This window comes from Streptomyces sp. S3(2020) (assembly GCF_013044505.1).
Classification (GTDB): domain Bacteria; phylum Actinomycetota; class Actinomycetes; order Streptomycetales; family Streptomycetaceae; genus Streptomyces.
The window spans coordinates 1-23542 of the sequence record NZ_JABERD010000148.1; the positions used below are offsets into that span (position 1 = coordinate 1).

The following is a 23542-nucleotide window of genomic DNA, read 5'->3' on the forward strand; positions in this document are numbered from 1 at the left end:
GGGGGCGGCGGTGGGGGCTGAGGCTTCGACGGCCGGGGCCGCTGGCGGTGCGCCGACAGTCGGGGAGTTCGGGCCGCCGCCGGTCATGCCGGGTGCTGTGTCCGGGGCCGCCTCCGTGGCCGTGCCGTCCCTGTCGGTGCCGGCGCGGCCCGCCTTCGCCCCGGGGAGCAGCCACCCGTCCGGCGCCGTGCCCGAGCCCCGCGGGGCCGGACCTCATGACGCCGTCCCGCCGTCCGACGCCCGTCCGGGCAGGCTCACCGTCTCTGTGGCGGCCACCTCGGCGACCGGGGTGGCGGGCCGTGGCCGACGCATGAGCTGCACGGTCGCGCTCGCGGTGGCGGGGGCGCTGGCCGCGGTGACGGTGGGGTCCGTGGTGGTGTTCGACCTGATGCCGGGCGGGCGCAACGACGACGCGGGCGGCGCGGGTTCGGACTCCTACGCCACGCCCAGCACCTCGACGTCGGCGCGGCCCACGGCCGACGAGTCCAGCGCGGCCGAGCCGCCGGAGCAGGTGGTCCCGGACCGCTACCTCGGCACCTGGGAGGGAGAGGGCAGCGGCTCCGGCATCCCCATGGGCACCTTCCGGATGACCGTCGAAGAGGCGGCCGTCGGCGAGGAGTTGGGCAAGCTCAAGCAGACGGACATCTTCGGCGGTGTCTGCAACGACGTACTCACCCTGAAGGAAGTGACCAAGACCGGGCTCGTGGCGACGTCCGTGGGCGCGAAGAGCAACCACGGCGGCTGCAACCCGGAGCCCCACACGGTGCGGCTGGAGCCGGTGGGGGACGATCTGAGATACGTCTCGGAGAGCGCGGCGGAAGGGAATCCCGAGGCGCGGATGTCGAAGGTCAACTAGCGGCGGGTGCGGGGGAGTCGGCCGCCCACGGGTACGGGTACTGCTCGTGCGCCCAGCAGGAGCCGACCGTGGTGTGGCAGTCGTCGTCCCAGTGGCTGCGCCGCCTGGGGCGCGAGTACGCGCCGATCACCGCGGCGACCAGGTAGCAGGCCGCGAGTCCGGGGAACGAGGCCGCCACCCAGGCCAGTGAGCGCGGCTTGCTCTCCTTCCACCGCATTCGGGTCAGCGGCGCCACCCAGGCACCGAAGGCCAGGGGCGCCAGAGCGCCGACCGTGGCCGCGAAGGTGTACGAGCCGCCGGGCCAGGCGGGCGCGAGGGGGCCCCGGATGTCGTGGCCCCAGTTCATGTCGATGGCGACCAGCGGCAGGATGAGGAGGACGAAGACCGGCGGCACCAGGCAGCCGAACACCTTGTCCCCGACGCTCATCCTCGCGATCGGCGACGCCGGACGCCCCGGCCGGTGCTCGTACCGCAGCGCGGACCCCGCCGCCTTCCGTGACCACGCGTCCCGCGGCCCTTTCGTGTTTCCGGCCCCCTACATCGGCGTCGTGACGGTCGTGTGCTCCCCGGTGCCCAGGTGGAGCATGCCCTTGCCCGGGGTGATCTGGCCGCCGACCATGCTCCGGTTCGTGCGGATGCCGATCAGCTCGCCCGCCGAACTGTCCTGCGGGGAGAGGAGGATGCCGCGGCGGGCCTTCTTCATGTCGACCTGCCAGCCGGAGAAGCCGTCGCAGATCTCCTCCTCGTCACCGGCGATGACGACGGCGAGACCCTCCTCGACGCCGCGCTCGACGATGCGCTTGAAGATGTCCTCGGCGTCGCAGTCGTCATGGACCTCCGCGTCGTCGACCAGGGTGACGATCGGCTGCTCGGGACTGGCCGAGCCGATGAGCTCCTCCATCTCGTCCTCGTCGATGTCCCGGCCCGTGAAGACCTTCAACACCCCCTCCTGGCCCTCCAGTTCACGCAGCGGAGAGGGGCGGGGTGCCGCGAGGATCAGCCGTACGCCCTGGGCGAGGTAGGACCGCGCGACGTTCAGCAGCACCGTGCTGCGTCCGGACTTCGCGGGGCCGCCGATCACGAACGCCGGGACGCCCTGGGAGAGATCGGGGCCGAAGGCGGTGAGCTCGTCGCCGCCGACACCGACCAGGGACCAGAGCGGGGAAGCGCTGGTCGCCGGGTCGCGCATCGCCCAGGCGTCGGCGAAGGAGATCCGGCTGGGCAGCACGTCGACGCGGAACGGGCGGCGCGAGCGCGGCAGTTCGGCGTCCCGCGCGGCGGCGGCCTCGCCGATCGCGACGAGGGCCGCGGCCTGGCCCTGACCGGTGGTGTCCTCGGCCAGCAGCGCGAACTGGGTCTCCGTGGCCGTCTCGCTGGCGTACCCGCGGCCGGGCGGGATCTCCTCGGGGATCTTGCGGGCGTTGATGTCCAGCATGGAGAAGTCACCGCGGTCCGCGAGCCGCAGACCGTACTTGTCCTCGGTGAGGGACGAGATCCGTCCCGTCAGCAGCTGGCGGTCGCCGGTGATCACCAGATGCAGGCCGACGCTCGCGCCCTCCCGCATCAGCGCCATCACCTGGTCGGTGAGATCACCGTGGTTGTACTCGCCGAGCGTGGGCAGCCAGCCCTCCCAGCGGTCGAGCAGCACCACGATGTGCGGCAGCCGCTCGTCCTCGGCGGCGAAGGACCGCTGCTCGCCGATGTCGGCGTAGCCCTTCTCCGCCAACAGCTCCTGGCGCCGGTTGAGTTCACCGGTCAGCCGGCTGAAGAGCCGGATGACACGCTCCTGCTGGTTGCGGCCGACGACCGCACCGCAGTGCGGCAGGCTGGTCAGCGCGTTCAGGGCGCCGTTGCCGCAGTCGATGCCGTACAGGTGGACATCGGCGCTGGACAGCGTACGGGCCAGGGAACCGGCGATCGTGCGCAGCACCTGCGAGCGGCCGCTGCGCGGGGCGCCGGCGACGAGCAGGTGCCCGAAGGTGGAGAAGTCGACGACGACCGGGCGGCGGGCCTGGTCGGACGGCAGGTCCTCGATGCCGTACGGAGCCGCCGCCAGCGTCCCGCGGCCCTGCACCGCGGGGATCTCGTCCAGCAGCAGCGTCTCGTCCAGGGCGGGCAGCCACGGGGAGTGCTGGGCCGGAATGCCCAGGGCCTGGTTGGCCTCCCGTACGGCGTCCACGAGCACCTTGAGGTCGGTGATCTCGTCGTCCTCGCGGGCCTCGGACTTGGGCTTGGTGAGCCCGGCCCGGCCCAGCTTCTGCCAGTCGAGCTGCCCGGCCCACGGCGCGAGCGCGGCCGGATCGGCGGCACCCGGGCGGCGGCCGCCGACGCGGCCGGACTGGAAGGGGACGAGGGAGGCGTGGCCGAGCCGGACGTACGCGCGACCCGGGGTGCTCTTGGCGATGTGACCGGCGTCGGGCGCGTCGATGACATCCGTCGACTCACCGGCGTCGGTCACGCGCAGCGCGATCCGCAGGTTGGTGTTGGCGCGGATCTCGGGCGACACGACACCGCTGGGCCGCTGGGTGGCCAGCAGGAGGTGGATGCCGAGGGAACGGCCTCGCTGGGCGATGTTGACGAGGCCGGTGACGAAGTCGGGCAGGTCACGGACCATGGACGCGAACTCGTCGATGACGATGAGCAGTCGGGGCACATGCGCGTGGGACGGGTCCCGGCGTACCAGGTCCTGGTAGTCCTCGATGTCCTTGGCGTCGGCCGCCGCGAGGATGTGCTCGCGCCGCTTCAGTTCCGCGCCCAGCGACTCCAGGGCGCGCTCGACGAGATGGGCGTCCAGGTCGGTGACCATGCCGACGGTGTGCGGGAGTTTGACGCAGTCCTTGAAGGCGGATCCGCCCTTGTAGTCGACGAGGACGAACGTCATGTTCTCGGGGGTGTTGGCGACGGCGAGCGCGGCGACGATGGTCTGGAGCAGCTCCGACTTGCCGGAACCGGTCGTGCCGGCGATGAGCCCGTGCGGGCCGTCCCGCCGCAGATCGATGCCGAAGGGACCGTCGTAGGACTCGCCGATGACCGCCATCGTGGACTGCCCGCCCATGCGCCAGCGTGCGGCGATGTCGTCGCGCGTCGGCGGTTCCAGCTGGAGCACGTCGAGGAGGCGGCTGGCGGAGGGGAGCGCGGAGTCCTCGGTCTCGCCGCTGATGTCCCGCAGGGGCGACAGCGACCGGGACAGCCGTGCGCACCAGCCGGCGGAGACGAAGTCGGGCCGGACGTCGGTCCTGCGGCGGGAGCCGGTCTGCTCGACCCGCAGCCGCAGTTCGAGGGCCTGCTCGGTGTCCCGCTGGTCCTGCTGGGCGCCGTGGTGCCAGGCCTGGAAGGAGGGGAAGCCACCGGCGGACGCCTGCGCCACGGGTGTCGCGGCGGCGCTCTCGTCGGTGTGCCGGGGTTCGGCCACGACGTAGGCCTGGCACTCGCCGGGCAGGAACCGCTCCTCCTCGTCCAGACAGAGGGCGTAGATGGCGACGGCCGGGCCCTCGCGCAGCAGTCGTACGACACCGGGCATCGAGCGCAGCCGCCGCGACCCGTCCCATACGACGACGATGTCGGGGTCGGAGAAGGCGGGGCCGCCGCCGCTGTTGTTGTGCTCCTTGAGGGCCTTCTGCCGGGCGTCGAGCAGCTGGGTCAGCTCGCCGACGCGCGCGCCGACGGTCTCGGCGTCCGTCCCGATCAGGACGTTGACGTCCTGGCCGCTCGCCGGGCGGGAGTGCGGCAGCCAGCGCACCCAGTCCCAGCGCGGGTGCGCCTCGTGCTCGGTGAGCACGTAGAACTGCACGTCCATCGGGCTGTGCAGCACGGCGGTCTGGGCGACGATCCACCGCCCGAGCGCCTGGGCGGAGTCACCGGGACCGGCGATACCGATGATCCCGAGGTCCCGCAGCGGCAGGGCGACGGGCGAGTCCTGGATCTTCCATGTGACCTGGCGCTTGTGCTCGTCCTGCTCGGGGTCGTCGAGGACGACCTCGGACCGGACCCGGCCGGTGCCGACGCGCAGGAGGAGGTGGTCGGCGTCGGTGCGCCGCCGCTCCCACAGCCGGGTACGGGGCCCGGTGCCGAAGGCCAGCACGGCGGCCGGATCGGGGATGGCCTTACGCCGGTCGAGCCGCTCCAGACGCAGCGCGTCCTCGGCGTCCTTCTCGATCCGCTCCTTGTGCTCCTTGTACTCCTTGACCTGCTTCGCATGGGACTTGCGCCCGTGCTTCTTGTCCATGAAGTAGTTGCCGAAGAGCATCAGGGGGCTCATCAGCGCCATGATCATGTAGTACCAGCGGCCGAAGATCATGACCGAGACCACGGCGCCGACCAGCGGGAACAGGGCCATCAGCCAGGGCAGCGGCCGGGCCTCGTAGTCCCTGGGCGGAGAGGGCAGCCGGAACTGTGTCTTGCGCTCCGCCGGGCGCAGTCGCGGAGGCCGGTTGTAGTCGAGTCCGGCGCCGTCCTCCGACCACTTCAGGGCCGCGTTCGGCGGGCTGTAGCCGTCTATCTCCAGGAGGGTGTTGCCCAGGGCGAGTTGGGAGCCGAGGGGCCAGGGGCCGCCGTCGAAGTCCTCGCCGTCGAGACGGGGTGAGTCGGTGCTGTCGCCGTCCTTGTCTTTGTCCTGCTTGCTGGTCTTTGTTCCGTGGAGGGTGACCTCGCACTTGCCGTCGATGGCGATGGACAAGGTGGCGGCGCGCGCGTCGAGTTCGGGGTCGTCGATACGCAGGGGCGCGGCCGGGCCGCTGCCGATGTCGTACCGCCCCACGCCGAGCCGGTGCACGGCGCCCGCGGCGGGGCCGCCGGCCACCCGGAACTCGACGATGCCGGTCGGCTCACCGAGGAGACAGCCGGCCGGATCGTGCAGGCTGACGACGGCGCCCTCGCGCAGTGCCGAGCCGACGATGTTCGCGGCGGGGTCCAGGGGGTAGCCGTCGACGAACGCCTGGGGTGCGCCACCGGGGTTCGCAGACCCGCTCGTATGCCCGCCGATGGGGATGATCTGCGCGCCGCCGTCGAGGCCGACGTGGCGTGCCAGCTCCCGAGTGATGTCGCCGACCGACGACTCCGGATCGGCGTCGAGCACCACGTCGGCGCTGGCCCCGCCGATCGGGTCGACGACGGTCAGACTCAGGCGCACGTTCGTCCTCCTCGCTGGGCTGAGGCCGCCCCCGGAACGCTGAACTCAGTGCAGTGACCTTAACCGGCGCACCTTTCCCCTGCGCAACGGGATGCACACGGGCTTCACAGGACCGGAACGCTCCCGGGACGCTTCCGGGATGCGCACTGGTTCACGCTTCCGTTGCCGGACGTCCCTGTCATCCCTACAGCCCCACCCGTAAGATCTTTGCTCATGCGGACGGCCGGTGATGTCCGGCCCGATCGCATCAGTCGAGCCACGGGGATGGCCCTGCGGCGACCGCAACGGGAGGGAGAGCCGTCATGGCCAAGGACACAGACCTTACTTATTCCGAGATGGAGAAGAAGGCCAACGACCTCATCAAGGCGATGGGCGACATGGAAGACATGTTGAAGTCCATCGAGAAGGGTGTCGAGGAGCTCGTCGCCAACGGCTTCACCACCACGAAGGCCTCCGGCGCCTACGACGAGTCCATCAAGGACTTCACCAAGGGCGCGGCGAAGACCGTCAAGGGTCTGGAGGGTCTGTCCAAGTTCCTCACCAACGCGAAGAAGGCGTACGAGGACCTGGACGACCAGCTGGCGAAGAGCGCCAAGGGCTGAGCCTGTCACGGGCGGCATGCCTCGGTGCGACGGGACATGAACGTCTCGTCGCACCGGGCTGTTCGGCATCGGGCTGTTTTCAACGGGGTGCCGGCTCGGGCCGGCGGATCGACATGATGGGGGCGCCGTGGCGGGCGGGAGCGATCAGAAGCTCGACCTTGAGGTGATCAAGGAAATGGGCAAAGGGCTCGGCAATATCAAGAAGGCGTTCGACGGCCTGGAGGATCTGGGCGGCAAGTACGAGGACGACTTCGGGAACGGCGATCTGGCCGACAAGTTCGGGGACTTCGCCGACAACTGGAAGCTCAGCCGTAAGAGGCTGACCGAGGAGATCGACGTGCTGGCCCAGATAGCCAAGGCCGCGGGGCAGGCGTACGAGGACATCGACCACCAGTTGGCCCAGGCACTTCGTGATGCCCAGGATCCGAAGAAGGGGAACTGACCGATGGCTGGACGGCCACGCGACTGGCACCCGGTCGCGGACAGCGACCCCATTCCCGGAGACGCCGACCGCATGGCGTCCCTGGGCAAGACGCTGCGCAAGACGGCGGACGAGGTCGAACGGCAGATCCGCAATCTGAAGGCCGTCGCCGAGGTCGACGCCTGGGACAGCAAGGCCGGCAAGGAGTTCCGCGAGAAGGCCTCGGGCAACGTCAAGAAGCTGGAAGCGGTCTTCAAGAGGTACGACACCGCCGCCACGGCCATCGGCAGCCGCGTCGACGAAGTGGGCGGTGGATACCAGGACAAGGTGACCGCCGGCGCGAAGAACTACGCCTCCGACCTCAACCGCGCCCAGGAGATAGCCGACGCCGCCCTCAAGGACGCGAAGGACGCCGACGACCGCAAGAGCGCGTCCCAGAAGAGCATCGACGGTCTGTCGGGCAAGGACCGCAAGAAAGAGGACGTCGACAAGGACCGCAAGGACCTGGAGGCGAAGCGGGACGCGGCCGGTGACGAGATCGAGGCCGCACGGGAGAAGATCAACGAGGCCAAGAGGATCCGTGACGCCGCCGCCAAGCGCGCACGTGAGTCCCTGGACGCGGTCATCAACCACGACTCCCTGAAGGACGGGTTCTGGGAGACCCTGACCGACAGCATCGCGGAGATCACCTCCTGGGTCGCCACCGTATGCGGAATCCTTTCGCTGATCGTCGGCTGGATCCCGGTGATCGGACAGGCCCTGGCCGGTGTGCTGGGCGCCATCGCCATGATCGCGACCCTCATCAACTTCATCGCCACGCTCGTCCAGGTCGCCCAGGGCAACGCCGACTGGATGGATGTCGGAATGGCGGCCCTCGGATTCCTGATGATGGGTGTCGGAAAGGGCTTCTCCAAGATCGCGGGCAAGTTCGCGAAGAACACACTGGGACGGGTCGGAAAGGCCGGAGCGGCGCGCACCGCAAGGCAGGTGAGCCGTGCCAACAAGAATCTGCGGCGGGCCGCCTACAAGGACGTGAAATTCCAGAAGGGCGACATTCTGAAGTCGCTCAAGGAGCCCTTCACGGAACCCTTCTCGAAGGCCGCGTGGGCGAAGAACCTGAAGACGCTGAAGCCCGGCGGTGGGAACTGGGCCGCCGCCAAGAACGAATTGGGTCTGCGCGGTGGGGGAAGTGCCCTCAAGGGACTGCCCAAGTCATTCTCCATGGCCGACCCCGGTGTCGCCTCCGACCTGAAATCGGTCAAGATGGGAACCGCGGCCCTGGGTGGTCAATTCGACGCCAACGCCATCAACCAGATATCCAAGTCGGCCAGCCGTCTGTCCGTCGTCGGGGCCGGTATTACCCTGGGCGGGCTGAGCTTGGACGGAAACCTTCAGAAGATGGTCGGTCTCGGTGACTGAGCCCCCGCTCGACGGAGCGTCCGCACCCGCACCCGCACGAAAGGACCGAGCATGACCGCACCGGATGATCCGGCCCCCCTGGACGAGACTTTCGAGTGCACCTTCGAGTTCCAGCCGGGCTGGATCGATCTGACGCTGCGCGACGGCACCAAGGCCGAGGCCAAGGCGCTGGCCACGGAGGTCGTGAACCGGCTCAACCCGCTCGGTCTGGAGATCGAGAAGAGCGCGGTCTTCGACGACATGGTCGAGCGGGCCGTCGACCTCAACGACGACGTGCCCACCCTCGCGGCGGCGTACTACTCCGAGGCGGGGGAGGCCCTGGCCAACCTCATGGTCGACTCCTACGGCGACGAGGGCGTGCCGCGCCCCGGCGCGGACGAGGTCATCCCGCTGCTTCTGGAGTGGGGGAACGCAAAGGTCACGGGCGCCCCGGAGATCACCCACCTCGAACTCGCCGCCGGACCCGCCGTACGTATCCAGGCCATGCTCCAGGCCAAGCGCATGCTCGGCTTCGGCCGCAAGCTGACCGAGTTCGTCAAGTACGCCGTCTTCCCGCCCGACATGCAGAGTCTCATCGTCGTCACGGTGACCTGGGAGAAGATCGCCGTCACCGAGCAGATCGCCGAGCTGGCCGACGAGGCGGTGCGGACCATGCGGATCACCCCGCTGCCGACGCGTCCCACCGAGGGGGGTACGGCATGAGGACGGCCGACCAGTTCTCCTCGGCACCCACCGACTACAACGTCGTCGTCCCGGACGGCTGGTTCCAGCTCTCCCTCGACCCGCAGGAGCGCGACCGGGGCATCATCGCCCTCGCCGAGCTGACGTTCCGCGGCCAGGACAACGCCCCGCTGCTGAAGAAGCAGTTCATGCAGGACCTCCAGCGCAAGGCGAAGGACGCCTACCAGGTCGGCGGCACGGAGCTCTACCTCTCCACGATGGCCGTCGGCCCCGTCCCCCTGGCATCCTCCCTGCTCATCAGCGTGCCGGGCCCCGACGAATGGCCGGAGACCTCGGACGCCGAGGCACTGGCCGAACACCTCGCCGACCGGAGCCGCGGCGACAACGGCGAGATCGGCGTGGTCCAACTGTCCGTAGCCGGCCAGGCGGTACGCCAACGCCGCCGCGAACTGGCCGACCCCGCCCGCCAGTTGGGCAACACCCTGCCGACCACCACCCTCACCTACTACGTACCGATCCCGACCACCACACGCTGGCTGCTGCTGAACTTCTCCACCCCCATCGATCAGCTGGCGGATCAGATGGTGGAGCTGTTCGACACGGTGGCGGGGACGTTGCACTGGAAGTGACCGGCGGTGACCGGGCAGGCCGCGCCTGACCACGAACCGGGCACTGGTGCGGCAACGCAGAAAGACCTCAGTGGGCCGTACCGGGAAGTCGGAGCGTTCGCGCGAAGTCGTCCAGCGCCTCCAGCGCGGCGGCGATCACTTCCGGATCGTCGTGGTGGCCGCGGAGCATGACGTCGGGGAGGCCGGGCGCGGTGTGCCAGTGGTACGTCACCGAGGTCATCATGATGGTGCTGTCCGCGGGGTAGGAGCGGGTGACCCGGACTCCGTTCGCGCCCAGGTGCGGAGAGGCGAACGGCACGCTGCCGGTTCGCTGCTGCCACTCGGGGATCTCCGGGTGCGGCACCGTGAGCGCGGTGGCTCCCTCGCAGGAGGCCGCGTCATGGGCTTCGCAGTGGAGGCGGGTGGCGTGCATCACCAGCGGCATGTAGGTCAGTGGGACGGGGTGGTAGACGAATGCCTCGTCGGCCTGGAGCTTGTCCCGGAGCGTGACGATCGTCTGCTCGTAGAAAGTCTTGTGGAAACGCCGCAATTTGCGGGTGAGTTCGATGTCGTGGACGGCGGCCAGGCCGGTCAGGTGCAGGTCCAGCCATTCCTTGAAGGTCTTCTTGTCGATCTGGACGTGGAGATAGCCCCAGAGGTCTGGATCGGCATCCGTGTCGATGTGGAGCGGGGCGCCGAGGTCGGTGCTCCACAGGGTGCCTTCGGACATGGGTGGTCTCTTTCTTCGGGGGCACGGCGGAAGGAAGCCTTCAGGCGTAGCTCCAGCGGAAGGTGCCCATCACGGCATCGAACAGCTCCACGAGGGTGTCGTGGAAGGCGCGATCCGAGCCAGGTGCGATCAGGGCGCTGAAGGAGAAGGCGAGGTACTGGTCGGGGGCGCTGTCCGGGACAGGAACGAAGTACTCGACCCGGCGGTGAGCGACGTCGACGCCCTGCGCCGCGTCGGCGGGTACGTCTCGCTCCGAGCGCAGGGCCGCGGTGTCGTCGAGTTCCCGTGTCTCGGCACCGGGGATCTCGGAGGCGAGCGCGGCCAGGACCGCTTCAGGGCCGCTGTCGGGCCTGACTCGGGGGATCTCGATCGGCGCCGAAGCCACGAACGAAACGGGCAGCACGATGCCGTGCAAGCGTTCGGTGGGGAGGTAGAGGGTCATACCTCCCTTGGCGCGGGCCCGGTGGACGACCTTTTTCATCTCCTGGCTGAGCTTCAACCGGGCCTTGGGAATGTCGTCCTTGGGAAAGCCCACGGGCAATTGCGCTACGGCCTTCCGAACGATGCGGTCCATCGCTTCCGCGGTGCCCCTGCGTAGCGGAATCACGTCCCAGCCGGGCGGCGGCACCAAGTTGAAACCGTTCGGGGGCCGACGGTGCTCATCGATGGTCATTGCGCCCCCGCGTCACTTCCACGGCGTAGGCAACGCCTACGAAGAGCGCCCACGCCGGAGCGGCGATCATGCCGGGCCAGAAGCCGAAGAACAGCGAGGGCAGGAAGAATCCGCCGCCCATGGCGAGATCCCGGGTGAGGTAGGGCGGACGGCCCGCGTACCGGGGGTACTTCACGAACACCCAGACGTAGTGCAGGAGGCAGCCGACGATCCCGGCCTCATAGACGTGGAGCACGTCATTCATCAGGGACTTCGGCACCAGGATCATGATTCCCAATACCGGCAGGAACAGCGGCATCCCGATGATCAGCGTCAGCCGGAGCCGCCGGTTGGGGCCGGTGCCGAGCCCGGTGCGGGCGGCTTCGGCCTCGGCAATGCGGTGCGCCGAGTTCAGGTCCATGGTCATTCCTCACCAGTGGGTGTCGGGGGCGGGCTTCAGGGTGTTGTCCTTCCAGTCCGAGTACGCCGCGTTGTACGGCTTCTCGTCGGTACCGAAGTTCTCGTGGGTCCAGCTTGTCAGGTCACTCTTTCCGAGCGTCTTGTCCATGACGTCCATCCCCATGCCGGTCCAGGCGATGCCGAGGCCCGCCTGATAGGACTTGTACGCCTTGTCCGCCGCAGCACCCGCGGCCGCCGGGAAGGTGGCCTTGTTCGCCTGCAGCATCTTCGCCATGCCGGCCATCTCCTTGTCGCCGAGGTGCACCAGCGTCGACAACGGGCTGACCCTCAGCGGCCCCTTGGCCACCAGGCCGACGTTCTGGGAGATGGACTTGCGCATGGCGTTCCGGGCCGCTCCGAGGGCCTGCCGCCCCGGCCCTTGCGGCAATTTGGTCATCAGCCGCCCTGTGTCGTCCAGGATGCCCTTGACCCCGCCGAGCCCTCGGCTCAGCCCGGCGGTCCGGGCGGCCTGAGCGGCGCCCACGGTGGCCTTGGCGCCGCTGGCGAGCTTCGTGGCAGCCCCGATGCCACCCACGACGAGCAGCCCGCCCACGACGTCGAAGATGACATCCGTCCAGGTGGCGTCGCCGGACGCCACCAAGAGGAGCCTGAGCCCGACGGTGAGCAGCGCGATGCCAAGGACGAGCAGGTTCAAGCCGGGGATGGCGAGTGCCAGGAAGCCCGCCACCGTCGCGACCCAGCCAAGAACATCTATGAAGGCCTTGATTCCGTCCGCGTGGTCATGGACCCAGCCCTTTGCGTTGTCCCACCACGAGTCCTCGATGATGTCTTCGATTTCCGCGCGGATCTTACCCTCGTGGTGGTCCGCGCGGCTGTCGCGATCATCGGTGATGGTGTTCAGCTGATTCCGGTACGTCAGATACGGATCGTGGTCGGTTCCGCTGACGGAAGGTTTGGGTGTGCTCTTGTCACCGGAGTCGGCCTCCTTGGCCTTTTCGGCCTCAAGCTCGTCCTGTCTTTCCTTGGCCCGGCGCAGGACTTTGTCGGCCTCGCTCTGGAAGTCCTCCAACTCGTTGGACCACGTGGTCAGATGGCTGTGGACGCGCTCGTAACGACTGGCCACCTCCCGCATGTGCTTCTCCAGCGTGGAGGACTCCTCACGAAGGCGCTTGACGTACTTGCCCTTGAGTGTGTCCTCGTTGCTGATCGTCTGGAGGTTCTTGGCCTGGTCTCGCAGCTTCTGGGCGACCGACACCATGTGGCTGACCTCGGCGCGGATCTCCTCCGGGTCTCCGGGTACAGGGTCGGAGTCGCGGAGCGGCTGCCAGTCCAGCGGGCGGCGCTTGGATGTAGGCGTCACTACTTCTGCTTCTTCTCGTCGCGCTTGGCCAACTGGGTGTCGAGATCCTCGAATGCCTTCTTGGTACCGGCCACCATCTGACCGACGGTGTCGAGGCTTTCGACGAGTTTGGTGCGGTAGTCGTCCCAGTTGTCGACGAAATCATTCATCACGTCGGCGATCTTTCCGGAACCCCAGTGCTCGCGCATATCGTCACGACGGTTCTCGATGTCCTTGAACGTCTTCTTGAGTTGGCTGAGCTTTTTCTCGGAATCGGAGAGAAAGTCGTAGTCGACCGTGAGGTCTGAGCCGGACACTCAGGACCCTCCCCCTGCGTATGGCGATTCTGTGATCACCGGTTGACGGCCTGGATCTCCTGGACGGTGATGTCCTGCGTGGCCCCGAAGGTGCCGTTGGGAAGGTCGCCGCCGGCGCCTCCGGTGCCGGTCCAGTTGATTTCCCAGGTGATGGTCGCGCGGAGCTTGTACGTGCCGTCGCCGGAGGAGCGGAGGTATTTGAGGCCGCAGGGCGGGGTTTCGTCGGACTTGCCCTTGGCCCAGGGCTCGCCGATGGAGCCGTCGGCGTTGATGGTGCACTCGCCGGAGGCCGGGTAGGTCTGGGCGTCGTCGGTGCCCGGCTCAAGCTTCAGGGAGACCGGCTTGGCGGTGGTCGTGGCCTGGATGTTGAAGCCGGGGACGTTGAGGGCCGCCGTGGCCTGGACCTCGTCGAAGACGGCCTTGTCGAGCCAGGCCCAGGTCGCCAGGTTCACCTTGGTGACGGCCTCGGGCGCGAGGGTGACCTCGGTGGCCGGGAGCTCCATGTGCTGGTAGGCCAATGCCGCGAGGATCTCCGGCGTGATCGCCTCCTCGTACTGGGGCGGCGGGGCTTCGCCGTTGTCCACCCAGAACGGGATGTCGTTGCACGAGCTCCGCTTGAGGACGTCCGGCTCGTCGGGGTTCTCGACGGCGGCCCAGAACATCCCCTCGCCGTCCTTGTCGACGTTGTAGTCCTTGTAGCCGGGGGTGTCGGTCCAGCCGTAGTCGTCCTCGTAGTGGCGCTGGAGCTCGCCGAGTGCGGCGCCCGCCGTGCCGCCCATGCCGGGGGTGTTCATGGCGCTATCGATCGACTCGGACATCTTCTTCTTGAAGTCCTTGGCGCCGAGGTAGGGGGCGTACCAGCAGGGCGGGGGCGTCCAGTTGACGTCGGAGGACGTGACGTTGCCGGCGCCGCCGCCCTTGGCTACGGAGCCGGAGTACTGGATCTTCGCGGCGGCGTAGATGCCGGTGTTGTCGCTGCCGCCTGACTCATCCTTGCCGGAGCCGTTGCCGTTGGCCGACGGTTCTGCCGAGTAGGCCGGCTCCGCGAGGGTGAGGATGCTGAAAGCCAGCGTCAGGGTAGCGATGCCAGCGCTGAGCGCAGTACGCCTGTACCTGGTCACTGGCACTTCGCCGCCTTCTCCTCTACGTACACATTGGAGGCCTGCCACAGATTCTCGTCCGTGGGGTACTTGACCATGATGATCTTGAAGTAGTCGTAGTCGGCGATGCTGGGCTTGCTGGTCAGGACCTTTCCGGTCTTGACCTCCTTGCCGTAGAACTTGCTTGAGTCCACGCAGAACGCGACCTCCACCGAACTGCCATTCGACGCGGATCGAGTGGTGACGTCGTAGTGGCGGCGGGTGCCGGTAGCCGTCCAGCCGCCGTCGACTCGGTCGTTGATCTGGGTCTGCGCGTAGTGCAGTCCCCCGCCCGTGGAGTAGGTGGTCACGGCTGCGACCTTGGATGTGCGCTTATCGACGCCGTGGTAAATGGCGCGGACGAAGTTCGCGGCATCCTCCATCGCCGCCGCCTCGTTCTTGTCCTTCGGCTTGTCCCAGTCGAAGACCAGGTTGATGTCCTTCGGCAGGGACACGTCCACCCCGTCCGGCTTGTCCTCCGCTGGTGCACCGGAGGCTGAAGCCGATGCGCTCGGCGTCTTCGAACTCTGGTCGGCGCCCGCGATCTTGTCGTTGTCGCTGGCGCTGTCGTCCCCGCTGCCGCAGGCCGTCAACAGGAGTGCCGCCGTTGCCGCCAGCGCGGCAGCAACGGGCAAAGAGCGGCGCTTCACAGTGAACTCCCCGTGAGAAATAAGTTCAGTCAAGAGGTCTGACGGTATCGGTGGGGTTCTCGGTTTCGCCAGAGCGAACTTGCCTGTGAACGTGGGCAATTCCGGGCGTATGGGGCGTTTGTGGGTGTGAGCTGTGTCCTGATCGTGCCCGAACGGGCGACGGCTCCGGACGCACGCTTCTGTGCTCCGGACATCCGATTCCCGGTCAGGCGAAGAACTTTCGGATCTCGGTCGGGGCGTGGCCGAGGCGCTTCCATTGCGAGGCGAGGTGGGCTGCCATCAGCGAGAAGTCATCGGCTTCGGATTGGAGTTCCGGTGTCGATTCCGAGGAGTTCACTTTTACGTTCCCGTCGGACAGGTTCATTCGCATGACCCCGGTGGAGTTTCCCTGGGAATCCGTCAGTTGAATCGAGGCGGAATCCTCGTCGAGGGTCAGGAAGGTCTCTCGGGTGCCGTCCACGAGGGCTCGGTAGATGTGCGGAGACGCTCCGGAACTTGTCAGTTTGAGCAGGAAGGAGTGGGCCATCTTTATTCCTCGGCGGTGACAGGGCGCCCGTGTCCGTCGCGGGCGGCGGCAGCTTGATCCCAAGTGTATCCAGCGTCGATCGTAGCCCGATGAGCTTCGCTGTAGCTCTGGCTGCCGGTGCTCCTCATGTGGTTCGACTCATGCAGTTCGTGCCGGAGCAGGTCTATGTCGGCCGGATGTGGATCACCGTTCGAAAGGCGCTGCCAAGCCTCGGCTATTCGTGGGTTCGAGTCGAAACGTGCCATATACGCGTCGCCGTAACTGTCGAGCAGATGCTCCTCTTCGAAGAGGTGATTCTTGATCTGCTCCACATCGGATCGGGAGAATCCGTGTTCCGCCGCCGATGCCGCCACATTGTCGATGTCGTCCGTGGAACGGATCGTGTCGTACGCCTCGTCCGCCCATTCGGTGACGAAGTCCACGTCGCTGCGTGCCCGGCGCAGCGCCCCTCCGGTCTGGAGCATCCGGTCGACCTGCCGGAGACCCTGAAGTCCGTCGCGAACTCCTCTGGCCATATTGGCGAGGTTGCTGAGGCCGCCGCCGATGCCTGCCATGGCTCCGGTGCCGAGGGCTCGGAGTCCGCCGGCTTTCCAGAGTTTGCCGAGTTTGGCGATGCTGGTGAGGCCTTTGGTGGCGGGTATGCAGTCGAGGAGTGCCCAGGCGAGGTCGCCCCAGCCGGCGGTGCCGTTGAGCATTTTTCGGACGGTGTCGGCGAGGACGACGAGGGCGGCGGCGAAGACGAGCCAGCCGAGGGGGCCGCCGATGATCATGACGATGATGCCGACGACGGCGACGACCCATTTGCAGACGGTGACGATTTCGTCCCAGTGGTCGGCGACCCAGTCGCCGATCTCTTCCCACCAGTGGCGGTTGGGGATGCCGGCGTCGGAGGCTTCTTTGAGTTTGGTGACGGTGCGGTGGGCGGCTTCTTCGCGGAGGGCTTTGGCTTGGCCCGCGAGTTTTTTGGCGGCGTCGAGGGCGTTCTGTGCGGTGTCGACGTTGTGTTGGGCGGTGGTCTGGCGGGTTTTGGCGTGTTGGGCGTCGCGGGTGGCGCGGCGGACGTCGGCCTCGTCGGGGGTGGGGACCTGTGTGCCGCCGGTCTTGGCGGGGTCGTAGGAGTCGGCTTTGGCGGTGGCGGTGCGCATCCAGTCGTTGGCGCCGGACAGCGCGGTCTGTGCGGTGGTGAGTTCGTCTCGTGCTGTGCGGCCGTCGCGGAGGGCTTTGTCGGCTTTGGTCTGGGCGATTTCGAGGTCGGGCCAGAAGGAGGCGAGGGCGTCGCCTGCGAGGTCGTAGGACTTGCGGAGTTTGCGTAGTTGTTTGGGGGCGTCGCCGAACTGGTCGGCGAAGGTTTTGGCGGTTTTGCCGGCCCAGGAGAGGATCTCGTCTTCGGTGGCGATGCCTTTGAGGTCGCGCAGGGCGTCGGCGACGTCGTCGGCGAAGTCGTGGAGGGTGCCGGCGAGTTTGCGGATGCGTTGGGGGTCGCCGGGGGTGGGGTCTTTGTCCAGGTCGAGTATGTGCCAGTCCGTCGGCCTGTTGGACACGTGCTTCCCCCGTAACACCTGCAACGTCTCGAACGTCTACAACGCGTGTATCAGAACTCGCGTGTGAATCTAGCGCACGGTTCCGGTGTGCGAACGGGCGGCGGCCCCGGACGCGTTGGAGAAGGCGTCCGGGGCCGTCGGGGAGTCAGTGAGGTCAGTGAGGTCAGTGACCCCGGCACCGGCTCACGTCGATCCGCACGATCTGCGGGTCGTGGTCGCTCGCCTGGTTCGCGAACTCCGCGTTGATGTGGACCACGTCGTAGTCGAAGTGGGTGACGGCCGGAGTCGTCAACGTGTGGTCCAGGGTCTGGGAGTTGCCGTCGTAGACGTAGGTGTAGCGCTCGGCGGCGGGCAGGGTGGTGATCAGGGGGCGAAGGACCTTGCCGGAGGTCAGGGCCGTCATCGTGCCCGAGAACTCGAAGTCGTTCAGGTCACCGAGGACCACCGCCTTCGCGTCCTTGTCGGCGGTCAGCAGCGACTTGACGAAGGTGTTGACCTCCGCCGCCTGTGCCGCGCGCTGCGTCTCCGAGCTGCGGGCCGGGGGCTGGTAGCGGCTGTGGAGGGACTGGTCGCCGCCCTTGGAGGTGAAGTGGTTGGCGATGACGAAGACCGACTCGCCGTGGAAGAGGAACTCGCCCACCAGGGGCTTGCGGCTGCTGTCCCACGCGTCGCTCGTCGGGTTGACACGGCCCGGGGAGTACGTGAGCTGCGCGCCCTTCCGCGTCTTCACCACGCTCGTCGCCGTGGTCGCGTCGCCGCCCGCGCGGTCCACGAAGGAGACCCGCTTGGCGTTGAAGAGGAAGACCTGGCGGATGTTGCCGCCGGGCTCCCCGCCGTCCTGGTTGTTCTCGGGCGCGATGTAGCGCCAGGAGTAACGGGGGCCGCCCGCCGCACGGATGGCGTCGGTGAACTTCGTGAGGGTCGCCTCGGACGTCAACGTGCCGTCGTTCGTGGCACCGTTGTCGTCCTGGATCTCCTCCAGGGCCACGATGTCAGGGGAGTTGAGGTTGACCGCGACACCCGTGGCCAGGCGGTCGAACTTCTCCTGGTCGTCGAGGGCGTCCAGGTTCTCGACGTTGTACGTGGCCACCGCCAGCTCTCCGCCCTTCTGGCGGCGGGTGACCTCCTGCTTCAGCGAGCCCGAGGCCAGCGTGCCCAGCTGGGTGGCCTGGACGTTGTAGCCGCCGTAGGAGGAGTAGTCGAGGGGGCCCGTGGTGGTGCCGGACAGGACATCGCCCACATTGGCCGTCGGGAAGGCCACCGAGGAGTCCAGTGACAGCACCTTCACCCGGCCCGTGTTCTGCTGGTCGTAGCCCGAGTAGAGCGTGCCGCCGCGCTTCGTCGGGTTCTCGTCGGGCTTGACCGTGACCCACAGCTCGTCGTACGCCGTGGTCGCGCCGGTCACGCGGGCGTCGCTGAACGCGGTCCGCATGCCCTCCAGGGACTCGTAGAAGTCCAGGGCGTACGTGGTGGGTTCGAGGGCGAGCGACTCGATGCTGCCGCCGTCGGCGGAGGGCGTGTACGCGTCGGGGACGGAGGACGCGTCCAGGGTGACCGCGTCCGGAAGCGCGTTGCCGGAGGAGAGGACCGTCGTCACCGGGCCGGTGATCTCGGTGAGCGACTGCTGGCCACTGGCCGGGTAGTACTCGGTGACCTTGCCGGTGACCAGGACCGAGTCGCCCACCGCGACGGCGGGCGTGGCCGAGCCGGTGTAGACGAAGACGCCTTCGCTGGTACGGGCGTCGGAGTCCGCTTCCGGGTCCTGGATCCAGTAGCCCTTCGAGCCGCTCGTGCGGACGCCGGTCACGATGCCGGGGACACGGGTGACCGCCTTGCCGGCGTACGGCGAGAGGCGCGTGGTGCCCTGGATGTCGTGGACGCGGACGGTGCCCGGGTCCGTCGTACCGCCGCCACCGCCGTCACCACCGCCCGAATCCGGGGTCTGGCCCGCCGCGTTGACGGGAGAGGGGGTGGCGGCGGTGAGGTCCGTCGCGTTGTCGTCCGTGTCGGCCAGGGAGTCGGCGCGGGCGACCGAGGCGGTGTTGGAGGCGCCGGTCGCGGGGCCGCTGCCCTCGCGGACGACCGCGGTGCCGTAGCCCACGATGTCGAGGACCCGGCTGTCGGCCGTGCAGTCCGCGGCGGTCTTGCAGGTCAGCGCGGTCGTGCCGGAGACCAGGGCGATGGTGCCGGTGGTGGCGCTCATCGCGATGGAGCCGGAGGCGTCGGGGGTCGGCAGGGTCGTCGTACCGCCGCTGCCGGTGCCCTCGCCGACCAGGTAGTGGCCACCGGCGGCGAGCGAACCGCTCAGGGCGGTGACCTGCCACTGCGAGCTCGCGGAGGCGGCGCCCGGCAGGTACTGCACGCTGTAGGCCGACAGGTCGAAGACCTCGGAGCCCGCGTTGGCGAGCTCGACGAAGTCCCGGGTCAGGGTGGCCCCCGAGTTGCCTCCGCCGCCGTACACCTCCGAGATCACGGCGGTGGCCGACGGAACGGCGACCGCGGTCCAGGCGGGGAGGGCGGTCAGGGCGAGCGCTCCGGCCGCGCCCACGGCTATCAGCGGGTAGGCGGCGCGGCGGTTTCTTCCCTGGCGGGTGCTCGTTCCCTCGCGGGGGCTGCTTTCCTCGCGGGGTCTTCCATCGGGGCTGGACACGCTGGCGGTCTCCTCGGATCGGACGTCGGACGGCGGGTGCGGCAACGCGCCTTCGGTCGGTGGTACTTGTGGCGGGGATGTGCGGACCGTGGGGAGTCGGCTCAAGTTACGCGCGTAGAAGCGGGGGCGCCAAGAGGGCGTAGGTTAAATCCTGGGAACAGGTGGATGAGGGGACGAGTGGAGTACGGGGGCATGAAGTGAGCCGTGATCGGTCGCGGGTGCGGGATGCGTGGGGAATTGCCGGGTTTCTGGTCTTCCTGGTCGTCGGGCTTGCGGTGCTCGTGCTGGTCTTCGGGGGTGCGCGGTGGCTCGGACGGGAGGCGGTCCCGGAGCTCGTGGGGCTGCCCGGCGGGGCGTGGACCGGTGGCATCGGGCTCGGGGTCGTCAGTGTGCTCGGCTGGATCGGGGCGGGGGCGGCGTACGGGATCGGGGCCGCCGGCAAGGCGGATGAGGCGCGGTGGCTGCGCGGGGCGCGTGCCGTCGCGGGCGCCGTGGGCTGGGTGGCCGCGATCGGGCCGGTCGTGGTCCTGTTCAGCGGGCTTCCCGGCCGGAACTGCCGGTCGTCCGCGTGCGAGTACGTCCCCGGGACCGGCACCGCGTTCCTCGCCTACGCCCTTGCCGCGGGCTCCCTCGGGTGGCTCTGCCACCGGTGGCGCCGGGCCGTCGTCGAGGCCGGGGAGGCGGAACGGCGGGAGCGGATGCGGAAGTTGCGGAAGAAGGGCAAGGGGAAGAGCCGGGTCGCGCGGTAGCCGCCGGACGCTGCTGCGGGCGCCCGGTCTGCGCTAGCGTTCCGCGCCATGCGTATGCACAAGGTGGGGAAAACGCTGGCCGCGCTGGTGGTCGCGGGCGGGCTGCTGGGTACGGCCGGGTACGTCGTGGTGGGGTCCCCGGCGGGGAATCTGCTTCTCGACCACGGGTGCGGGGACGCGGAGGAGCGGCTCGGGGAGGTGCTGGCGGGGGAGTCCGTGCTGGAGGCGGCGCCGGACGGGAGCCGGAGCGGGGAGTCGTATCAGGAGTGCGATGACGACGACCGGTTCGTGGTCGCCGGGCGGTCCTACGCGTACGACGGGTCCCGGCAGAGCGCGCTCCGGCACTACCGGGACAGGGCGGCCGCGCAGGGCTGGCGGGCCGTGGCCGACGACTGCTTCAGCAAACCGGTCGGCGATACGACCGGGTATCTGACGGTCTGGGGGCCGGATGAGGGGACCTTGCAGGCGGAGATCGTCGCGGACCGGGATGACGGCCGTTGGTGCGAGTGAGGCCTCCTCGTGTCGCCCTTGCCGCTACGGCACCACGCGGCCGTCCTTCCTGGCCGACGTGAGGACTTCGGGGCGTTGTGATCGCGGAGGGCCGTCGTGCAGTACCGCAGGTCGCCGCCGTTACGCGGTCCCGGCGGCCCAGCGGTCGCCGGGTGGGGCGGCGGATAGCTTGACGCGCCCCCGCGTCAGTGGATGTGTACCGACTCTCGCACGTGTCGGCCGAGTTTGGTGAAGCCGTCGGGGATGGCGGAGAGAAGGTCGTCCTCGTAGTACGGGGTCCGTTCCGACTCGTCGTCCTGGCCCGGCAGTGTCAGGAGCAGGGCGGGGTAGTCGTTCGGGGCCGTGTCGTTGAGGCAGCGGTCGCAGAGGGGGAGCATCTTGCGGCGGTTGCCCTCCGTCGACACCCGTACATGGCAGCTGGACTTGGCCGGGCCGTGCAGGGGGTTCACGCCGCAGCAGCGGGTGGTGTCGTCGCCGGCTAGGGCGGCGCGCGTGGCTCGGGCGAGGACGATGATCACGACGAGGGCGGCGGGGCGGAGGACGTCGAGGTCCTCGCCCGAGCCGCCCGCTGCGGAGGCTTCATCGACCAGCACCATCGTGGCTTCGTAGCGGTCGAGGGACCGGGCGTCCGCGGTTGCGCCGGTGCCGAAGGCGGTGGTCATGGCGCGGATCTCGGTCGTCGCCGTCTCGCGCAGATACGGCAACGACGGTGCCGCCGGGGAGACTTGGGGCAGCAGCGCGGTCGGGAGCGGCTCCGGATTGCGGCGCCGCAGCAGCCTGCGGACGATGCCCAGGACGGCCGCCGCGAGGCCGAAGAGCAGCAGCGCGGCGAGGGCGCCCAGGAACAGCGCGGACCAGAAGTCGCCGTAGTAGAGCGGGGGGAGGTCGTCCTCGGTGACGGGGTCCGTGACCGGGTACGGGTCGCCGGGGGTGGTCGGCTCGTCCGTGCGGGCGGTCTTGTCGAGGATGCCCATTACGTCGTCGAGGCGCTCGCCCAGGAGGTGGTCGTCGGCCTCGTCCGCCTTCGCGTCCCCGTACGAGAGGGACTCCGGCAGATCGAAGAAGGAGCTGTAAGTGTCCAGTCCCAGGCCATAGTTGAAGACGTCGATGTAGCCGTCCAGCGGGTCGGCGACGATGTAGACGCCGTCCTTGCCGCCGAGTTTGTCGCGGACCGCCGCCGCGAACGCCTCCTCGTCGCCCTGGGACTCGTCCTCGAAGATCTGCGGGACGAGCGCGACGAAGACCGGGCCGCCGCCCTGGGAGGAGCTGAACTTCTCGATACGGGTGTGGAGTCGGTCCAGTTGGGCGGTGTCCAGCACCCGGGGGCTCTCCGGGTCCGCGTACACCGGGTCCTCGGCCAGGCCCGTCGCGACGCGGTCGAGGCGGGCGTTGAGGTCGATCGCCCTCGGCGGGGGTGAGGCGCTCGACCGGGTCTGGTCGAAGAGGAGCGGGGCGGAGAGGATGATCGCCACGGCGGTGGCCAGGGCGAGCGCGGGGAGGATCCAGAATCCGGAGGGCTTCGACTTGCCCTTCGCCTGTTCGCGGGGTGCCGCTCCGGGGCGGCGGCGCCACCAGCGTCGTACATAAGGAACCAGCAGCAGCATCAGCAGGGGTACGCCGGTGACCGCCAGCCCTGTGAGCATCGACTGGTTCTCGCGGTCGGACGGGCCGATGTACAGGTCGGCCGGTTCGTCGCCCTCGCCGTACTTCTCGCGTGCCGCTTCGGCACGGGCCGCGGCCTTCCCGCCGCCCTGCGCGATGGCGTCGGCGAAGCGTTCGAAGCTGCGCAACGGGCCTGCGTCATAAGGGAGTTCGTAGGACGCGACGGTTGCCGCGTCCTCCGCCGGGACCTGTACCCCGTACGCCGTGGCCTCCGTGACCGACGACTCGTCCATCAGTACGTACAGGCCGTCCTTGCCGAGGCGGTCGTGGACCGCGTCAAGCAGGCCGGCACCGGTGGTGGCCTGCGCCGGGAGGACGAGGACGTAGGTCGCTACGCCGGTGCGCTGGGCGAGCTTCGCGAAGGCGGGGGCGGTGGACTGGGGGATCTCTCGCGGGAGTTGGTCGGTGACGTAGACCGGGTCGGTGCGGAGTTGGGCGGCGAGATAGGCGGCCTGGGTGTCCGTGGAGTCGGCGGCCTGGGCGACGGGAGTGGCGGCTGCGAACGCCGTGATCAGCAAAGCGAGGAGGGTGAGGAGGGTGAGGAGGCGGGCTCTGATCGCGCCGTTCGTCTTCGCTGCCGCCCTCATCGCCGTGCGCCCCCGTTCCCCGCCTGCTGTCACGCGCGGCACTCTACTGGGGGGCTTCGCTAGTGCGAAACGGTGGCCTGAGGCGTCGCGAAGTGGCTGAGCAGTCGTTCGCCGTCGCGGGAGGTGAGGCGGCACCAGGAGCCGTCCGTGAACACGATCCGGAAGTCGCGCCGCTCGGTGCTGTACTTCCTGCGCTCCACGGTGGCGACGGCGCTCAACTCGACCTCCCAGAGCACCTCTTCCCACGGGTCCCTCGGGTCGTCGAGGGCGCCCAGGACGAGGAGGCGGCGGTCGGTCAGTACGGCGTGGGTGACGTCGGTGTCGGGGCGGCGGGCGGGGTCGAGCTGCCAGGGGA

Annotated in this window: 20 protein-coding genes and 2 pseudogenes; 8 read left to right on the forward strand and 14 right to left on the reverse strand. The window is 68.8% G+C overall.

The features are described from left to right. Positions 1 to 856, forward strand: a pseudogene (locus tag HLK59_RS34380) (serine/threonine protein kinase); the annotation flags it as partial. Here HLK59_RS34380 and HLK59_RS34385 read toward each other — a convergent pair. Beyond that, complete coding sequence (locus HLK59_RS34385) at positions 849 to 1283, reverse strand: hypothetical protein (RefSeq protein WP_171145518.1); 435 nt, start codon at positions 1281 to 1283, stop codon at positions 849 to 851. The pseudogene HLK59_RS34380 and the gene HLK59_RS34385 overlap by 8 nt on opposite strands. A gap of 108 nt (positions 1284 to 1391) precedes the next feature. After that, entirely contained in the window at positions 1392 to 5984 is a 4593-nt protein-coding gene (locus HLK59_RS34390) for an FtsK/SpoIIIE domain-containing protein (protein ID WP_171145519.1), read from the reverse strand. 302 nt (positions 5985 to 6286) lie between these two features. Between HLK59_RS34390 and HLK59_RS34395 the strand changes: the two genes are divergently transcribed. The 5 genes from HLK59_RS34395 to HLK59_RS34415 all read left to right on the forward strand — a co-directional run bounded on the left by HLK59_RS34395 (position 6287) and on the right by HLK59_RS34415 (position 9736). Further along, positions 6287 to 6586, forward strand: a complete 300-nt coding sequence (locus tag HLK59_RS34395; protein ID WP_095046767.1) for a WXG100 family type VII secretion target — start codon at positions 6287 to 6289, stop codon at positions 6584 to 6586. Between the two features lie 127 nt (positions 6587 to 6713). Continuing rightward, positions 6714 to 7028: a hypothetical protein gene (locus HLK59_RS34400; RefSeq protein ID WP_171145520.1), complete on the forward strand. Its 315-nt coding sequence runs from the start codon at positions 6714 to 6716 to the stop codon at positions 7026 to 7028. Positions 7029 to 7031: 3 nt separating this feature from the next. Beyond that, positions 7032 to 8426, forward strand: coding sequence for a hypothetical protein (locus HLK59_RS34405; RefSeq protein WP_171145521.1), 1395 nt, complete (start codon positions 7032 to 7034; stop codon positions 8424 to 8426). 51 nt (positions 8427 to 8477) lie between these two features. Further along, positions 8478 to 9128, forward strand: a complete 651-nt coding sequence (locus HLK59_RS34410; RefSeq protein WP_171145522.1) for a hypothetical protein — start codon at positions 8478 to 8480, stop codon at positions 9126 to 9128. Then, the gene (locus tag HLK59_RS34415) at positions 9125 to 9736 is read left to right on the forward strand and encodes a hypothetical protein (protein WP_171145523.1); all 612 of its coding nucleotides are present in this window, start codon (positions 9125 to 9127) and stop codon (positions 9734 to 9736) included. Before HLK59_RS34410 ends, HLK59_RS34415 begins: the two co-directional genes overlap by 4 nt. Before the next feature lie 67 nt (positions 9737 to 9803). On the opposite strand, the gene HLK59_RS34420 is transcribed toward HLK59_RS34415, so the two are convergent. From HLK59_RS34420 to HLK59_RS34465, 10 genes are all read right to left on the reverse strand, one after another. Next, positions 9804 to 10445, reverse strand: coding sequence for a hypothetical protein (locus HLK59_RS34420; protein ID WP_171145524.1), 642 nt, complete (start codon positions 10443 to 10445; stop codon positions 9804 to 9806). A 40-nt stretch (positions 10446 to 10485) separates the two neighbouring features. After that, positions 10486 to 11019 carry a hypothetical protein gene (locus HLK59_RS34425; RefSeq protein ID WP_240982806.1) on the reverse strand — a complete coding sequence of 178 codons (534 nt, stop codon included), beginning with the start codon at positions 11017 to 11019 and terminating at the stop codon, positions 10486 to 10488. Between the two features lie 85 nt (positions 11020 to 11104). Further along, on the reverse strand, positions 11105 to 11518 hold the full coding sequence (locus HLK59_RS34430; protein ID WP_171145525.1) for a hypothetical protein: 414 nt from the start codon (positions 11516 to 11518) through the stop codon (positions 11105 to 11107). 9 nt (positions 11519 to 11527) lie between these two features. Beyond that, entirely contained in the window at positions 11528 to 12877 is a 1350-nt protein-coding gene (locus HLK59_RS34435) for a hypothetical protein (RefSeq protein WP_346779874.1), read from the reverse strand. Further along, positions 12877 to 13173, reverse strand: a complete 297-nt coding sequence (locus HLK59_RS34440) for a hypothetical protein (protein ID WP_171145526.1) — start codon at positions 13171 to 13173, stop codon at positions 12877 to 12879. Before HLK59_RS34440 ends, HLK59_RS34435 begins: the two co-directional genes overlap by 1 nt. Positions 13174 to 13208: 35 nt before the next feature. Beyond that, a complete protein-coding gene (locus HLK59_RS34445; RefSeq protein ID WP_171145527.1) occupies positions 13209 to 14300 on the reverse strand; it encodes a hypothetical protein in 1092 nt (363 codons plus the stop codon). Further along, on the reverse strand, positions 14291 to 14962 hold the full coding sequence (locus tag HLK59_RS34450) for a hypothetical protein (protein WP_171145528.1): 672 nt from the start codon (positions 14960 to 14962) through the stop codon (positions 14291 to 14293). Before HLK59_RS34450 ends, HLK59_RS34445 begins: the two co-directional genes overlap by 10 nt. 205 nt (positions 14963 to 15167) lie before the next feature. Then, complete coding sequence (locus tag HLK59_RS34455; RefSeq protein WP_171145529.1) at positions 15168 to 15488, reverse strand: hypothetical protein; 321 nt, start codon at positions 15486 to 15488, stop codon at positions 15168 to 15170. Between the two features lie 2 nt (positions 15489 to 15490). Next, entirely contained in the window at positions 15491 to 17029 is a 1539-nt protein-coding gene (locus tag HLK59_RS34460; RefSeq protein ID WP_346779875.1) for a putative T7SS-secreted protein, read from the reverse strand. Between the two features lie 163 nt (positions 17030 to 17192). Further along, on the reverse strand, positions 17193 to 19577 hold the full coding sequence (locus tag HLK59_RS34465) for an endonuclease/exonuclease/phosphatase family protein (protein WP_171145533.1): 2385 nt from the start codon (positions 19575 to 19577) through the stop codon (positions 17193 to 17195). A 299-nt stretch (positions 19578 to 19876) separates the two neighbouring features. On the opposite strand from HLK59_RS34465, the gene HLK59_RS34470 reads away from it, so the two are divergent. Both HLK59_RS34470 and HLK59_RS51425 read left to right on the forward strand, forming a co-directional pair. After that, positions 19877 to 20428 carry a hypothetical protein gene (locus tag HLK59_RS34470; RefSeq protein ID WP_171145530.1) on the forward strand — a complete coding sequence of 184 codons (552 nt, stop codon included), beginning with the start codon at positions 19877 to 19879 and terminating at the stop codon, positions 20426 to 20428. A 48-nt stretch (positions 20429 to 20476) separates the two neighbouring features. Next, complete coding sequence (locus HLK59_RS51425; RefSeq protein WP_240982807.1) at positions 20477 to 20938, forward strand: hypothetical protein; 462 nt, start codon at positions 20477 to 20479, stop codon at positions 20936 to 20938. A gap of 185 nt (positions 20939 to 21123) precedes the next feature. On the opposite strand, the gene HLK59_RS34480 is transcribed toward HLK59_RS51425, so the two are convergent. After that, positions 21124 to 23220 (reverse strand): hypothetical protein, encoded by a 2097-nt coding sequence (locus tag HLK59_RS34480; protein ID WP_346779876.1) that lies wholly within the window; start codon positions 23218 to 23220, stop codon positions 21124 to 21126. 26 nt (positions 23221 to 23246) lie between these two features. After that, positions 23247 to 23542: pseudogene (locus HLK59_RS34485) on the reverse strand (hypothetical protein); the annotation flags it as partial.